This window comes from Achromobacter sp. GQ309, assembly GCF_059759315.1.
On sequence record NZ_JCAXDP010000005.1, the window covers coordinates 408,484 to 422,445 of the forward strand.

Here is a 13,962-nt window from a genome sequence, read left to right on the forward strand (position 1 = left end):
ATGACGACGCGACATTCTGACGGCGATAGGAAATTGGGCCATGGATTTGAGGGGTGTGTGGCAATGGAGTATTCCAATGAGATTTGATAGACCATCGCATGTGGTGCCGGCGGTGGAAAAGAGTTGGGTGTACAGCCGCGTGGATGCTTTGAGAATTGGTGACCCGCCTCTCGGTGTAGCCCCTGCAGTGGATAACAATTTGATTCGGATGACAGAAGATTGTTTATTCATGCGAACGGCGTCCGGGTCGTTGTATGGTGGCCGCTATAGCATGACTTGGTGGGCAACTGTTGTTGGAGTATTTGCATGGTTTTTCTTCTCCGTGACTCTCCTAGCGTCGTATAAATACTCGGCGGATAGCAAGGAAATTGCTGATGGGTATGGTAGTTACTATGGGGAGTTTTGGTTTTACCCGATCGGAATGGCTGCGGCGCTCTGGGTCAGCTGTTTTTGGATGTACATCCCGTGGCGTCGTCAATTGCCGATCATATTTAATCGAAGGACCAGAAAGGTCTCCTGCTTTGTAGACAGTAGGGTTATCAGCGAAGACTGGGATTCGATCAATGCCTACATCAAAGATGTAACTACCATAGCAGTTGGTGGCGCTCCCGTGAATGAAGGAATTCTGTCCCTCGTGTTTCAGCGGTGGGGGAACGATGGAAAGCAATTGCGTGTCGTGATATACGGCACTCGAGACGCGCCGGCGGCCATGGTCAATCGGGGTATCTATGGCGCCGCGATGGTCTGGGAGTATATCCGCCTTTATATGCGAGAAGGCGCAGATGCGGTCCCTCCGACTACTTCCATTGCAGAGTATCGCTTGTCGCGCCCCCTTGACGCCTTCCGGCATTTCAACCCACTGAAGATGCTGCGCGTGAAGCTCTGGTGGTATCCGATTGCTGTGCCTTTTTTTCTCTTCGTCGCATTGCCGCTGGCACCCATAGCGATCATCGGAGACCTGTTCTACTACACACTTGATCGCGTTCTGCCACGCCGTAAGTGGCCGCAGGGGTTAATCGAGGCATGCGATAACGTTTGGGACGGGCGGGGAGACTGATGAAAAATGCAGCCGTCCCGAGAAAATAATGCAGCCACCTTTATGGCCGCCTAAATATGAAACGGCATACAGTTCCGAAAGAAGAGCGCAGCGTTTTCTTCACGCGTGTTGACGCCTTGCGTCCATCTGGTCCGCCGTTGGCGGTTTCCGCTGCGGCAGACAACAACATGATGAGGCTCTCCGAGAACTGCCTGTTCATGCGTACAGCGTTTGGCAGCAGGTTCGGAGGGCGGTACGGAATCAGTTGGTGGGCGACGGTGGCGGTTCTTTTTTTATTTGTTCTGTTTTCAGTCGGAACTTATGTCGCCTATGTTCACCAGCGCCAGTACGAGGGGTATGGCGGCGGCGTGTCGGCCTTCTTTATGGAAAACTGGGATGTGTTTATTGGAGCGCCTGTCGCATTCGCATTTGCGTGCATCTGGTTGTACATACCTTGGCGGACGCAGCTTCCAATCATCTTCAATCGCCGAACCCGCAAGGTCAGTTGCTTCGTTCAGGGGACGTGGGTCAGTCAACATTGGGACGGGCTGGAGGCTTACATCAAGGACGTGACTACCTTTGCGGCGGGAGGGGCTCCAATCAACGAAGGGGTGTTGACGCTAGCCTTCCCTTATCCGATACAACATAGCCAGCGTATCAATCAAAAACTCCGCGTCGGCATAACCGGCACACAGGACGACGCTCAAGCAATCATCAACCGCGGCATCTATGGGGCGGCGCAGATTTGGGAGTTCATCCGCCTTTTCATGCGGGAGGGGCCTTCCGCAGTGCCTTTAAGCAGCGCGCGAACCCCGTATTCCATTTCCCACTCCACTGAGGCAGTGCGTCATTTCAGTCCGTTGAAGGTGCTAAAGGTCAAGCATGCGGCTTGGTTGCTGTTCGCAGTTCCGTTCTTCATCTTCATCGCGTTGCCGGTGGCGCCGATGCTTATGTTGGGTGACATTTCATACATGTGGCTCGACCGCATGTTGCCACGCCGGCAGTGGCCGCAGGAACTCATCGACGCCTGCGATGGCGAATGGGATGGACGGGAATAAGAGTGGCCGCAGGGGCTGATCGAGGCATGCGATAACGTTTGGGACGGGCGGGGAGACTAAGGCTTGCCCAGTCTCGTTCTGGACACCGTCTCCGCTGCCTACCGAGCCTTCTCCCCCGGCAGCCCATCACTAACCTCAGCCAGCGCCCGCTTCATGTCCTCGTACTTCATCACCCGCTCGCTCTGAAACCCGCCCAGCACCCCACGGCACCCATCCACACCAGACCGCTTCATCTCCTCCATCATCGTCGTACCATCGGCCAGCCCCTTTGCAAACGCAGCATCGAAGCCGCCCGTCGGGAATCCATATTCCTCGGCATACCGCGTCAGATTCTTCCGAGCCGTCTCCTGATGCTGCGCCAGGTCAGGCTCTGAAGCCCCGCAAGCACGCGCCGCGCCATTGGACGCGCCAGCGGCGATAACGAAAGAGTCGTATTGGGCCTGCTCAGCCGCATCGGGAGCCGCCCACGCCGGGGCAGCAGCGGCCAGCGTCAATGCCAGCCCGGTCAGGAATTTGCGCATCGAAAGTCTCCCGGTGAAGCCCTCCGCAGCGGTCAGCCTCTCGCGGCTGCGGCGGGCGTTGTCTACCACGGCATTATGGCAACCGCCCGTTTCCTCCCCATGTGCTCGCCGTGTGGAGTCGTTTCGAACTGTTCATCTTCTTTTCGCCCTCCGCCAAAGGCAGCAAGCCGGCCGCGCTCGAACTATGATGGGGGCTGTGAGGCAGTCCTGCCTCAATGCATTGCCCCCTTTCATTTTGGAGATCTACATGACGATCAAAGTCGGCGACCGCGTGCCCGATGGCACGTTGACCGAATTCATCGAAACCGAAACCGCCGGCTGCTCGCTCGGTCCCAACGCGTTCCAGGTCGCCGACCTGACCCGCGGCAAGACGATTGCGCTGTTTGCCGTGCCGGGCGCCTTCACGCCCACCTGCTCGGCCAAGCATCTGCCCGGCTATGTCGAACAGGCCGCTGCCCTCAAGGCCAAGGGCATCGACGAAATCTGGTGCGTGTCCGTCAACGACGCCTTCGTCATGGGCGCCTGGGGACGCGAACAGAAGACCGACGGCAAAGTCCGCATGCTGGCCGACGGCTCCGCGCTGTGGACCAAGGAACTCGGCCTGGAACTGGACCTCGTCCAGCGCGGCATGGGCGTGCGCTCGCAGCGCTACTCCGCCCTGATCGTCGACGGCGTTGTGAAGCAACTGAACGTGGAAGCGCCTGGCAAGTTTGAAGTCAGCGACGCGGCCACCATGCTCTCGCAAGCCTGATCCCCGCAGGTTCCTGTTTTACCCCCAGTGTTGCGGGCCGCCCAGGCGGCCCGCGGCGCTGAAAGCCAGCAGCGGTTGTCGACGCCATGCTCTCCACGATCTCATCGTTTTCGTCGCTTTATTTTGCGACCTTGCTGATGCTTATCGGCACAGGTCTCTTCAACACCTACATGGGCCTGCGGCTGACCGCGCAGTCCGTCAGCGAAGTGTGGATCGGCACCTTGATCGCCGGTTACTACCTCGGGCTCGTTTGCGGCGCGCGGCTTGGGCACAAGCTCATCATCCGCGTTGGCCACATCCGCGCGTTCGTCGCCTGCGCGGCCATCGCCACCAGCATGATCCTGGCGCAGACGCTGGTCGAATTCATGCCCCTGTGGCTGGTGTTCCGTATCGTCTCCGGCATCGTCATGGTGACCGAGTTCATGGTCATCGAGAGCTGGCTCAACGAACAGACCGAAAACCACCAGCGCGGCCGCGTTTTCTCTGTCTACATGGTCGTCTCCGGCCTGGGCACCGTGCTGGGCCAACTGGCGCTCACCGCCTACGCCACGCTGGACCTGCGCCCGCTTACCCTCGTCGCGATGTGCCTCGTGCTGTGCCTGGTGCCGCTTGCCGTCACAGCCCGGTCCCACCCGCCCACGCCGCTGCCCGCGCCGCTGGACGTAAAGTTCTTCATGCGGCGCGTGCCGCTGTCCATGACCGTGCTCTTCGTAGCGGGCAATCTGTCCGGCGCGTTCTACGGCCTGGCCGCGGTGTATGGCGCCAAGAATGGCCTGTCCACATCGCAGGCCGCCATCTTCGTCGCGGCCGCCGTGACGGCGGGTCTGTTGTCGCAGTGGCCGATGGGCTGGCTGTCCGACCGCATCAACCGCGCCGGCCTCATCCGCTTCAACGCGTTGTTGCTGGTCCTGCTGCCTGCCGTCATGTGGGGCTGGATCGCGTTGCCGTTCTGGGCGCTGGTCGCCATGTCCTGCGTCTTCGGCATCCTGCAGTTCACGCTGTACCCGTTGGGCGCGGCCTTTGCCAATGATCACGTTGAATCGGAAAGACGAGTCAGTCTGTCGGCGGTGTTGCTGATGACCTATGGCCTGGGCGCCTGTGTGGGGCCGATGATCGCGGGCTTCATGATGTCGCTGGGCGGACCCGCCATGTATTACGTGTTCATCTCGGCGTGCGCCGTGATTCTGGTCTGGCAGGTGCGGCCCACGCGCGTCACCGGCGCACACCAGGTCGACGAGGCGCCGACGCATTTCGTACCGATGCCGGACACGCTGCAAAGTTCGCCCGCGGCGGCGGTGCTGGATCCGCGGGTGGATCCCGAGAACGACATCGCCATGGAAATGGTGCAGCCGGATCCGTCCGCGGCGCCGGCGCCGCCGGAGCCGGTGGCCGAGGGCGCATCGGTGGATTCCGCGGCGGGGCAGGGCGGAATGGACGAGACGGCGGATACGGCTGCGGGAGCGGGAGGCGGATCCGACACGATGCCGGATTCGATGTCGGACCAGACACCAGACCGTGTATCGGGCTCCGCATCGACTGCCGCATTGGACGCTGCATCGACCGCAGCATCAACCGCCACATCGACCGCCACATCGGACTCCACATCAGACGCCGCATCAGACGCGCACCCCGAACGCCAGCGCCGCACCGGCACCTGAAGCGCCCCTACCAGGGCGTCATCAGCAAAATGGCGGACAACGCCAGCGCAATGCCCAGCACGTTCACACGCGTGAGCGGTTCACGGAACGCCAGGGCGCCCACCAGGGTGCCCAGCGTGATCACTCCCATATTCATCGACGCGAACACCAGCGCGGGGTGCTCGGGCAGCGACTGGTGCGCGCGCACGTAGGTCAGGATGTTGCCGAAGTTGGCCAGCCCCAGCGCCACCCCCGCGGCCAGATGCCGCGCCTGCCAGCGCACGCGGCGCCACAACAGATACGCAAGCATCAGCGCGCCCGCCATCAGGAACGTCAGCAACAGGCTGCCCGCAAATGCGGTCCCCGTGCGGGCAACCTGCTTGAACAGGATGTCGATCACGCCATAGCCCGCCCAGACAACCAGCGGCCAGAGCCACATCGCGCGCCGGTCCTCGGCCGCCGTGGCTTCGGATAAACGAATGCGCGGCGGTTGGCGCAGCAGGCAGAAGAGGGCGGCGAAGGCCAGCGCGATGGCCGCCAATTTGCGTCCCGTGACCGGTTCGCCGAACAGCGCGAACGCGGCCAGCAGCGGAATGAACAGCGACAGGCGCTGCGCGGCGTCGCTGCGCACGATGCCGGCATGCCGCAACGCGGCCGCCATCGCCAAAAAGACGCTCGGCAGCAGCACGCCCAGCGCGGCCAGCACCAGCCAGGGCGTTTGCGGCGCCAGCAGGCGCGCCGGATCGGGGCGCAGCACCAGCCAGCAGAGCAGGGCGGCCACGGCGTAGTTCATCGCGATCGCCTGGCGCACGTCGATCTGCCAACGTCGCGCCAGCTTGAGCATCACGGCGACCGTGACGCTGCAGGCCACGCTGGCCGTCAAATACAGAAGACCGGGCGTCAACGGCATGCCGCCTCCTCATGGCGGTCGTGCGCGGCGGCGTCGACCCGCATGCCCAATCGGTCGAGCAGGCGCTGGTCGGCCGCCATCTGCGGATTGGCGGTGGTCAGCAGCGCGTCGCCGTAGAACATGGAATTGGCGCCCGCCAGAAAGCACAGCGCCTGCATCGCATCGTCCATCGTCTCGCGCCCGGCCGACAGCCGCACGGCGGCGCGCGGCATTGCAATGCGCGCCACGGCGATAGTGCGCACAAACTCGAAGGGATCGAGGGCTTCGACATCGGACAACGGCGTGCCTTCCACCTGCACCAGGTTGTTGATCGGCACGGACTCGGGATAAGGCTCCATGCTGGCAAGCTGGGCGATCAGGCCGGCGCGTTCGCGGCGCGATTCGCCCATGCCCACGATGCCGCCGCAACACACGCTGATGCCGGCGTCGCGCACGCGGTCCAGCGTGTCCAGGCGGTCCTGGTACGTGCGTGTGGAGATGATCTTGCCGTAGAACTCCGGCGAGGTATCCAGGTTGTGGTTGTAGTAGTCCAGGCCCGCGTTCTTCAATTGCTCGGCCTGGCCGTCCCGCAACATGCCCAGCGTCACGCAGGTCTCCAGGCCCAGCGCCTTGACCGCGCTGACCATTTCGGCCACGGCGTCCAGGTGATGCGGCTTGGGACTGCGCCACGCGGCGCCCATGCAGAAGCGCTGCGCGCCGCCAGCCTGCGCCGCGCGGGCCGCGGCGACCACGTCTTCCAGCGGCATCAGCTTGTCGGCGTCCACGCCGGTGTTGTAGTGCGACGACTGCGGACAATACGCGCAGTCTTCGGGACAGCCGCCAGTCTTGATCGACAGCAGGCTCGACAACTGGATGACGTTCGGATCGAAATGGGCGCGATGCGTTTGCTGCGCCCGGTGCATCAAGTCCATGAACGGCAGCTCGTAGAGCGCCATGATGGCGTCGGCGCTCCAGGCCGAGGCCGGCAGGCGCTTGGGCGATGTCGGGACGGGAATGTACGCAGTCTGCATGGTCGGTGGCTCCTTCGTTCGTGCCGGGGATCTCGCCGCTGGCCTGATGGCCTGGGCTGGATCGGCGGATCGTAAGAAGGGGCGGCGTATTTGCGCAATGCGTTCGATATCGCCGGATTTAGCGGACGGTTGGGAACCGATTCAAAGAAAATGGCCGCTTTTGAGCGGCCAGTCGTCCTAACGCGGCGGCATCTTCGGCGACGCGAAGATACAGGATATTTTGATTCAAATTGTAAAACCGGAGCAAGCCAGTCAGGACTTGCCTTGCTTGTCCCGGTTGCGCGCGCTTTCGTGACCGGTGATGCCGCGGTCACGAGCCCAGACGATGGCGGCGCTGCGTCGGTGCACGCCGATCTTGCTGTAGATCGTGGCCACGTGATTGCGCACGGTGTTGCGCGACAGCTTGAGCGCCTTGGCAATGCCGTCGTCATCGTGACCCTGGCAGAGCAGGCCCAGCACCTCGCGCTCGCGCGACGTAAGCTGCGCCAGTTCTGCCACGTCGCGCGTCGCGGGAGCGGGTTGGCGCAGTTGCGCCAGTTTTTCGATGATGCCGCGGCTGAACCACGAGGTGTCCTGCATGACCGCCTCGATGGCCGTCAGCAGTTCGGTCTCTGACCGCTTGCGCTCGGTGATGTCCTGGATCACGATCAACACGCGGCGCAGCCCGCCGATCATGACGGGCTCGGCGGACACCAGGCAGTCGAGCTCGCCGCCGTCGCGCGCAATCATCACGGCTTCGCGGTTGCGCACGCTTTCGCCACGCTTCAGGGCGGCCAGCATGCCTTCGTACGGCCGCAATCCCAGTTCGACGAGGTCCTGCTCTGCCTTCTCGTCCAACGTCAGACCCGTGGCGGCGGCAAAGGCGTCATTGAGGTTCAGCACGTTCAAGGTGACGCCGTCGCAGACGGCCATCGGCACCGGGGCAAGCTGGAAGGCTTTGGAGAAGCGCTCTTCGCTTTCGCGCAGGGCCTCTTCGGTGCGCTTGCGGCCCTCCAGGTCGATGAACGTGAAAAGCATGCAGGGCTCGTCGTGCATGTCGATGGGCTGGCCTGCCACCACCACGAACTTGGAGGTGCCATCGGGCAGCTTCAGCACGCCCTCGCGCTGCGGAATGGTCTCGCCTTCATTGAGCCGAGCCACAGCCGTTTCTTTGTCGTCGCTCCCGTCCAGCACATCGATTTCATAGGCCGACTTGCCCAGCACCGCGTCGCGCGAGTAGCCGGTCATTTCCAGGAACCCCTGGTTCACCTTGACGTAGCGCAGGTCCGACAGCCGGCAGATCAACGCGGGAGCCGGATTGGCCGAGAAGGCGCGTTCAAAGCGTTCCTCGGCGTTGATCTGCGCGGTCTGGTCGTGCAGGATCAGGACGCGATAGGGCATGGGGCCGCCATCGTCCAGATTGAGGCCGCGCGCAAGCAGGTTGCGCGTGAATTCGTCGTCGTCTTTACGGGTCAGATCGAGCAGCAGGTCTTCGAATTCTTCGCCCGCCGCCAGCCGGTCCAAGGGATACTGTCGCGCCGGCACGCGATGATGGTTGCGATAGGTGAGCGTATATCGCTTGCGAAAGCCCGCGGGCGTGCCGCCCAGGTCTTCCATTGATTCGGCGCCGTGCAGCGCAAGTGCGCTGGCGTTGGCCCAGGCTATCGAGCCATCGGCCTCAAGCAGGATGATGCCTTCGTTGAGGCCCGCGATGATGCTCTGCAGGTGTTGGCGATGTGCTTGGGGTGCGGCGTCGTTGGGGGTCACGTAGGCCTCTTTTTTCTTCGCATGGCGTGTACGCGCAAGCATGAAGCCGCGCGCCGGTGCTGTCCAGAGGTCAAAAGGGAGGAGTCTCGCGGAAGGGGTACAACGAGAGGGGATTGCACCGCGCGAATGGCGGCGCCGGACAGCCCATGCAAAAGCATATGCGAAAGCAAAATCAAAATTGCAGAAATCAAAAGCACAAAAGCAAAAAGCTCCGGAATCCGGAGCTTAAGATGTGTGAACTTTAAATGCGTGCTGCGAGCAGCGTTCGGTAAGCGCAAAGTGCTTGGCGGAGCGGACGGGGCTCGAACCCGCGACCCCCGGCGTGACAGGCCGGTATTCTAACCAACTGAACTACCGCTCCGCAGCGGCTTACTGATGACTTCAACTTCTTTAGTGCAACTTCTTTACTGCGGCTGTGGTGTCAAGACAGCTTGTACTGCATGCCAGATGAAGCTGGCGTCCCCTAGGGGATTCGAACCCCTGTACTCACCGTGAAAGGGTGATGTCCTAGGCCTCTAGACGAAGGGGACCTGGAACCAATAAGTTTACTACTGTACTGCGTTACTACTGTACTGCGTTACTACTGAACTGCGTTACTGCTGAACTGCACTGGTGGAGGTAAGCGGGATCGAACCGCTGACCTCTTGCATGCCATGCAAGCGCTCTCCCAGCTGAGCTATACCCCCAGGGCGTCCTGCTGTTCCAAACTTCAAACAACAAGGTCTCACACTTATAAAACAAAAAAGCCCCGAAAACGGAGCTCTTGAAAGACTCTGAGCGAGAGAGCTTTTGGCGGAGCGGACGGGACTCGAACCCGCGACCCCCGGCGTGACAGGCCGGTATTCTAACCAACTGAACTACCGCTCCGCAGCGGCTTAACTCAACTACATAATCACTTCAACTGCATCACTAATACTGCATGCCAGTAGACTGGCGTCCCCTAGGGGATTCGAACCCCTGTACTCACCGTGAAAGGGTGATGTCCTAGGCCTCTAGACGAAGGGGACTTGGACTTGCTGTACTGCTCTTCGCTTTGGACTGGTGGAGGTAAGCGGGATCGAACCGCTGACCTCTTGCATGCCATGCAAGCGCTCTCCCAGCTGAGCTATACCCCCGTTTCTCTAATCAATTCCTTCAACGTTTTCGCTTGAAACGCGCCGGTTAGAGCGCGTTTTTTGCTGTTTCGTTGCCGGTTTTGTTTAGTGCCGTTGGCGAAGAAACGAGATTATGCACGAACTAAATTGGGCGTGCAAGTCGCTTCATGGCAAAAAGCAAAAAAGTTGCGAAAAAAGAGGGTTGGATGGGCATTCTGAGGGCGGATTTAGCGCTGTATAGGTTGCCGAGCGAGCCTTCGATTGATGCGGAAATCAATGAAATCAAAGACTTGTGCTGGTGCTATCGTGGATGGGAAAAATTTTTTCGGCGTGTGGGATTTTCCACGCGAGGGCAGCGCGGAAAGTTGACGCGGATCGGCAAGGAAATCGACACATGAGCACTTATCCATGAGCAGCACAGGCTTTCCCACCGTCGCTCTGGGGCGCACGGACATGAACATCACGCGCATCGGCCTGGGCGCTTGGGCCATGGGCGGCAACGGGTGGGCGGTGGGCTGGGGGCCGCAGGACGACGCCGAATCCATCAAGGCGATCCGGCACGCGATCGACCGCGGCATCAACTGGATCGACACCGCCGCGGTTTACGGCCTGGGCCATTCCGAGGACATCGTGCGGCAGGCGTTAGGCCAGATGCCCGCGAGCGAACGTCCGTATGTGTTCACCAAATGCGGCCTGACCTGGTCGCCCGAGCAGCCACAGGCGATGCCCCGGCGCACCGGCGCGCCGTCCAGCATTCGCCGAGAGCTTGAAGGGTCGTTGCGGCGGTTAGGCGTCGAGCGCATCGACCTCTATCAGATGCACTGGCCTGCGGGAGACGGCACGCCGCTGGAGGCGTACTGGCAGGAATTGCTGGATCTGAAGCAGGCCGGGAAAGTCCGCGCGGTGGGATTGTCGAACCACAACCTTGCCCAGTTGCAGGCGGCGGAACACCTGGGGCATGTAGACACCCTGCAGCCGCCGTTCTCGGCGATCCAGCGCGCCGCGGCTATCGACCTCATTCCCTGGTGCGCGGTAAATGGCACGGGCGTGATCGTCTATAGCCCCATGAATTCGGGTTTGCTGACCGGCAAGTTCAGCGCCGAGCGTGCACGGGCCTTGCCGCCGGACGATTGGCGGGCGCGGCACGCGGATTTCCGGTCGCCCGAGCTGGAGCGCAACCTGGCGCTGGCCGATGCCTTCAAGCCCATTGCGGAGCGGCACGGCGCCACCGTGGCCGCCGCCGCAGCGGCATGGACGCTGGCGTGGCCGGGTGTGACGGGCGCTATTTTGGGGGCGCGCAGCGCATCGCAGGTGGACGGACTGATTGGCGCGGCCGAGCTGGAGCTGGATGCCGACGACATGCAGGCGATTGCAGACGCGATTGAAGTCACGGGAGCGGGGAACGGCCCGCTGCGCCCGCCCGACGAAACAGGCTCGCTGCCCGCGAACCTGTTTGCCTGAAGGAAGTCAGCCGCGCCGGGAAATCAGTCGCGCGGGGACGTCGGGGCTGCGTGGAATCAGCCGAGAAGTGGAATCAGCCGCGGCGCGGGCGGCGGGCGCTGCCCACGGCCGCGATCAGCGCCAGACCGATCAGCGCCAGCGCGGTCTTGTCCCCAAAACGCGCGTAGGGCGTGAGCCCCGTCATGCCCTGCACCGATACCGGCAGCACACCCGCCTGCAACGGCGTGAGTTGGGCGGCAACCTGGCCCTTTGCGTCGATGGCGGCGGTGATGCCGGTGTTGGTGGCGGTCAGCATCGGGCGCGCGGTCTCGATGGTGCGCAGCCGGCCGATCTGCAGATGCTGCCGCAGCGCCCAGCTATCGCCGAACCAGCCCAGGTTGCTGACGTTGACCAGGATGGTCGCGCCGGGCTCGCCGTTGGGGCCGGGCTGCAACGCGGGCAGCAGGTCGGGACCGAAGAGGTCTTCGTAGCAGATGTTGAACGCGATGTGCTGGCCGCCGACGGCAAACGGGGTCTGGCGTTCGCCGCCGCGATCGAAGTCGCCCAGCGGGATGTTCAGCATTTCGACAAACCAGTGAAAGCCGGGCGGCACGTATTCGCCCCACGGCACCAGGTGGCGCTTGTCGTAGCGCATGGCGGTGTTGCCGCGCACCAGCTGTTCAACGGGCGTGGCGCCGTCAAAACCGATGACACTGTTGGTATAGCGCTCGCGGCCGTTGACGCGGTCATGCAGCGGCACGCCCATCGCGATGACGGTGTTGCGTTGGCCGGCCAGGTCGCGCCAGACTTCCCAGACCCGCGGATCGAGCTGGTCCTGGAAGATGGGCACCACGGTTTCCGGCAGGATCACCAATTGCGGCGCGGGTACGTCGGGCGCCGCGGGCAGGGCCGTCAGCTCCAGATGGCGCCGCAGGCTTTGCTCGAGGAGCGCAGGATCGAATTTCTGGGATTGTCCGATGTTGCCCTGCACGAGCCGCACGTTGAGCGGGTCGCCAACCGGCGACGACCAGTCGATGCGGGACAGCGGCCAGCCCGCCGCAGCAAGCGCCACCGCGACGCCAGCGGCCAGCGCGTGGCGCGGACCCATGCCGGCCGTGCGGGAAGGCTGCCATAGGCTTGCGGCCGCCGCCGCGACGAATGCGGCCAGGAATGCCATGCCGTGCACGCCGAGCAGCGGCGCCCAGCCTGCAATGGGGCTGTCGACCTGCGCATAGCCGATGTTCAGCCACGGAAAGCCGGTGAGCAGCACCGAACGCAGCCATTCGAACGCGCCCCACATCGCAGCCCAGGCCAGCGTGGCGGCCAGGATGCGGGACGGGGCGGAATCGGCGGACAGCGGCGCGTAGCGGCGCGCCAGCGCATTGGCGGTCGCGGGAAACAGGGCCAGGAATGCCGACAGCGCCAGCACGGCCGCGACAGCCAGCGGTGCGGCCAGATCGCCGTAGCGGTGCAGGCTGATGAAGATCCAGTACAACCCGAGCGCGTAGCTGGCAAAGTTGAACAGCCAGCCGCGTAGCCACGCCTGACGCGCCGACGGCGCATACAGCGTGACGCGCGCCAGCACGGCCAGCGCGGCGATCTGGGTGAACGCCAGCGCCCATCCGGGCAGCGGGCCGGGGGCAAAGGTCAGGGCGTGGACGGCGCCCGCCAGCACGAGGCCGGCGGCGCCACGCAGGAGTCGGCCGCGCGGGGTGCTGGTCATGCGTCGGTGGCGGGTGCTTCGGTCTGGGGTGTGGCCAGGCGCTTGACGCGCAGCCAGATGGCCCGGCGGGCGTCGCCGCGCGCCACTTCAAGGCGCAGGCCGTCGAAATCGGCGTGGTCGCCGCGGCGCGGAATACGGCCCAATTGGCCGCCCATCCAGCCGCCCACGCTGTCGTACTCGTCGTCGGGCAGTTGGCAGCCGAACACTTCGTTGAAGTGCGAGATGTCGGTGGCCGCGAGCACGCGCCACTGGTTCTCGCCTTCGGGGAAGATGGAATCTTCTTCGGTCTCGTCGAACTCGTCTTCGATGTCGCCGACGATCTGTTCCAGCACGTCTTCCATCGTCACCAGGCCCGAAATGCCGCCATGCTCGTCAATGACGATGGCCTGGTGGTTGCGGCTGGCGCGGAACTCGTGCAGCAGCACGTTCAGGCGTTTGGATTCGGGAATGAAGACGGCGGGGCGGACCAGCGTGCGCATTTCGATGTTGGGCTCGAGCATGCAGCGCAGCAGATCCTTGGCCAGCAGGATGCCGATGATGTTGTCGCGATCGCCCTCGTAGACGGGGAACCGCGAATGCGCGGTTTCGATCACCGAAGCCACCAGGTACGGGATGGGCTGCGTGACATCGAGCAGATCCATGCGCGAGCGCGGGACCATGATGTCGCCGACAGTGCCCTCGGACACGGCGAGCGCGCCCTTGATCATCTTGTACGACTCCGCGTCGAGCAACTGGCGTTCGTGCGCGGCTTCGAGGACGGCCTTGATGCCTTCGCGGTCCTCGGGCTCTTTGCGCACAAGGGAAAGCAGGCGGTCTAGGAGGGATTTGGTGGCGGGTTTGGTAGAGCGAGCAGGCGTCGCTTCGGGAGCAGGGTAAGGGTCAGACATCGTCCGGGAGGACAAGTTAGGGAGGAGCCAGCATAACCGATACTGGCCCATCGTTTGTAACGCCGGCCCGGAAAATGGCTGCAATGGACGCGATCTGCGCCTTGCTGCACGCCATTTGCCGGCATTTTCTCAGGGTTGTCCCGAGGCTA

At 63.0% G+C, this 13,962-nt stretch carries 12 protein-coding genes and 6 tRNA genes; 6 read left to right on the forward strand and 12 right to left on the reverse strand.

Annotated features, from left to right (window positions below):
- The first annotated feature begins 76 nt into the window (after positions 1-76).
- On the forward strand, positions 77-1,057 hold the full coding sequence (locus AC6CIE_RS18110; RefSeq protein ID WP_498093220.1) for a DUF6708 domain-containing protein: 981 nt from the start codon (positions 77-79) through the stop codon (positions 1,055-1,057).
- Positions 1,058-1,113: 56 nt separating this feature from the next.
- Positions 1,114-2,094 carry a hypothetical protein gene (locus tag AC6CIE_RS18115; RefSeq protein WP_175186276.1) on the forward strand — a complete coding sequence of 327 codons (981 nt, stop codon included), beginning with the start codon at positions 1,114-1,116 and terminating at the stop codon, positions 2,092-2,094.
- Positions 2,095-2,192: 98 nt separating this feature from the next.
- Here the strand turns inward: AC6CIE_RS18115 and AC6CIE_RS18120 are convergent, their stop codons facing one another.
- On the reverse strand, positions 2,193-2,615 hold the full coding sequence (locus tag AC6CIE_RS18120) for a hypothetical protein (protein ID WP_175124522.1): 423 nt from the start codon (positions 2,613-2,615) through the stop codon (positions 2,193-2,195).
- A gap of 247 nt (positions 2,616-2,862) precedes the next feature.
- Here AC6CIE_RS18120 and AC6CIE_RS18125 point away from each other — a divergent pair, with 247 nt between their 5' ends.
- A complete protein-coding gene (locus AC6CIE_RS18125) occupies positions 2,863-3,366 on the forward strand; it encodes a peroxiredoxin (RefSeq protein WP_056326595.1) in 504 nt (167 codons plus the stop codon).
- An 86-nt stretch (positions 3,367-3,452) separates the two neighbouring features.
- Positions 3,453-5,024 carry an MFS transporter gene (locus tag AC6CIE_RS18130; RefSeq protein ID WP_498093222.1) on the forward strand — a complete coding sequence of 524 codons (1,572 nt, stop codon included), beginning with the start codon at positions 3,453-3,455 and terminating at the stop codon, positions 5,022-5,024.
- Positions 5,025-5,031: 7 nt separating this feature from the next.
- On the opposite strand, the gene AC6CIE_RS18135 is transcribed toward AC6CIE_RS18130, so the two are convergent.
- The 9 genes from AC6CIE_RS18135 to AC6CIE_RS18175 all read right to left on the reverse strand — a co-directional run bounded on the left by AC6CIE_RS18135 (position 5,032) and on the right by AC6CIE_RS18175 (position 9,784).
- Positions 5,032-5,907, reverse strand: coding sequence for a DMT family transporter (locus AC6CIE_RS18135; RefSeq protein WP_175124575.1), 876 nt, complete (start codon positions 5,905-5,907; stop codon positions 5,032-5,034).
- A complete protein-coding gene (gene bioB, locus AC6CIE_RS18140) occupies positions 5,904-6,923 on the reverse strand; it encodes a biotin synthase BioB (protein WP_239212852.1) in 1,020 nt (339 codons plus the stop codon). The genes AC6CIE_RS18135 and bioB overlap by 4 nt, the downstream gene beginning before the upstream one ends.
- A 252-nt stretch (positions 6,924-7,175) precedes the next feature.
- On the reverse strand, positions 7,176-8,711 hold the full coding sequence (locus AC6CIE_RS18145) for a helix-turn-helix transcriptional regulator (protein ID WP_239212850.1): 1,536 nt from the start codon (positions 8,709-8,711) through the stop codon (positions 7,176-7,178).
- Between the two features lie 242 nt (positions 8,712-8,953).
- A tRNA-Asp gene (locus tag AC6CIE_RS18150) sits at positions 8,954-9,030 on the reverse strand.
- Between the two features lie 93 nt (positions 9,031-9,123).
- A tRNA-Glu gene (locus AC6CIE_RS18155) sits at positions 9,124-9,199 on the reverse strand.
- Between the two features lie 80 nt (positions 9,200-9,279).
- A tRNA-Ala gene (locus tag AC6CIE_RS18160) sits at positions 9,280-9,355 on the reverse strand.
- 104 nt (positions 9,356-9,459) lie between these two features.
- Positions 9,460-9,536 (reverse strand) — tRNA-Asp (locus AC6CIE_RS18165).
- A gap of 64 nt (positions 9,537-9,600) precedes the next feature.
- A tRNA-Glu gene (locus tag AC6CIE_RS18170) sits at positions 9,601-9,676 on the reverse strand.
- 32 nt (positions 9,677-9,708) lie between these two features.
- Positions 9,709-9,784, reverse strand: a tRNA-Ala gene (locus AC6CIE_RS18175).
- A 146-nt stretch (positions 9,785-9,930) separates the two neighbouring features.
- Between AC6CIE_RS18175 and AC6CIE_RS18180 the strand changes: the two genes are divergently transcribed.
- Together AC6CIE_RS18180 and AC6CIE_RS18185 are read left to right on the forward strand one after the other, a co-directional pair.
- On the forward strand, positions 9,931-10,161 hold the full coding sequence (locus AC6CIE_RS18180) for a hypothetical protein (protein ID WP_498093224.1): 231 nt from the start codon (positions 9,931-9,933) through the stop codon (positions 10,159-10,161).
- 55 nt (positions 10,162-10,216) lie between these two features.
- A complete protein-coding gene (locus tag AC6CIE_RS18185) occupies positions 10,217-11,224 on the forward strand; it encodes an aldo/keto reductase (protein WP_498093398.1) in 1,008 nt (335 codons plus the stop codon).
- A gap of 73 nt (positions 11,225-11,297) precedes the next feature.
- Here the strand turns inward: AC6CIE_RS18185 and lnt are convergent, their stop codons facing one another.
- Complete coding sequence (gene lnt / locus AC6CIE_RS18190; RefSeq protein WP_498093226.1) at positions 11,298-12,926, reverse strand: apolipoprotein N-acyltransferase; 1,629 nt, start codon at positions 12,924-12,926, stop codon at positions 11,298-11,300.
- Positions 12,923-13,813, reverse strand: coding sequence for a CorC family transporter (locus AC6CIE_RS18195; RefSeq protein WP_175124529.1), 891 nt, complete (start codon positions 13,811-13,813; stop codon positions 12,923-12,925). The genes lnt and AC6CIE_RS18195 overlap by 4 nt, the downstream gene beginning before the upstream one ends.
- Between the last annotated feature and the right edge of the window lie 149 nt (positions 13,814-13,962).

Coding starts and splice junctions, on each gene's coding strand:
- AC6CIE_RS18120 (WP_175124522.1), bottom strand. CDS start 2,615: ATGCGCAAATTCCTGACCGGGCTGGCATTGACGCTGGCCGCTGCTGCC.
- AC6CIE_RS18125 (WP_056326595.1), top strand. CDS start 2,863: ATGACGATCAAAGTCGGCGACCGCGTGCCCGATGGCACGTTGACCGAA.
- AC6CIE_RS18130 (WP_498093222.1), top strand. CDS start 3,453: ATGCTCTCCACGATCTCATCGTTTTCGTCGCTTTATTTTGCGACCTTG.
- lnt (WP_498093226.1), bottom strand. CDS start 12,926: ATGACCAGCACCCCGCGCGGCCGACTCCTGCGTGGCGCCGCCGGCCTC.
- AC6CIE_RS18180 (WP_498093224.1), top strand. CDS start 9,931: ATGGCAAAAAGCAAAAAAGTTGCGAAAAAAGAGGGTTGGATGGGCATT.
- AC6CIE_RS18195 (WP_175124529.1), bottom strand. CDS start 13,813: ATGTCTGACCCTTACCCTGCTCCCGAAGCGACGCCTGCTCGCTCTACC.
- bioB (WP_239212852.1), bottom strand. CDS start 6,923: ATGCAGACTGCGTACATTCCCGTCCCGACATCGCCCAAGCGCCTGCCG.
- AC6CIE_RS18185 (WP_498093398.1), top strand. CDS start 10,217: ATGAACATCACGCGCATCGGCCTGGGCGCTTGGGCCATGGGCGGCAAC.
- AC6CIE_RS18115 (WP_175186276.1), top strand. CDS start 1,114: ATGAAACGGCATACAGTTCCGAAAGAAGAGCGCAGCGTTTTCTTCACG.
- AC6CIE_RS18110 (WP_498093220.1), top strand. CDS start 77: ATGAGATTTGATAGACCATCGCATGTGGTGCCGGCGGTGGAAAAGAGT.
- AC6CIE_RS18145 (WP_239212850.1), bottom strand. CDS start 8,711: ATGCTTGCGCGTACACGCCATGCGAAGAAAAAAGAGGCCTACGTGACC.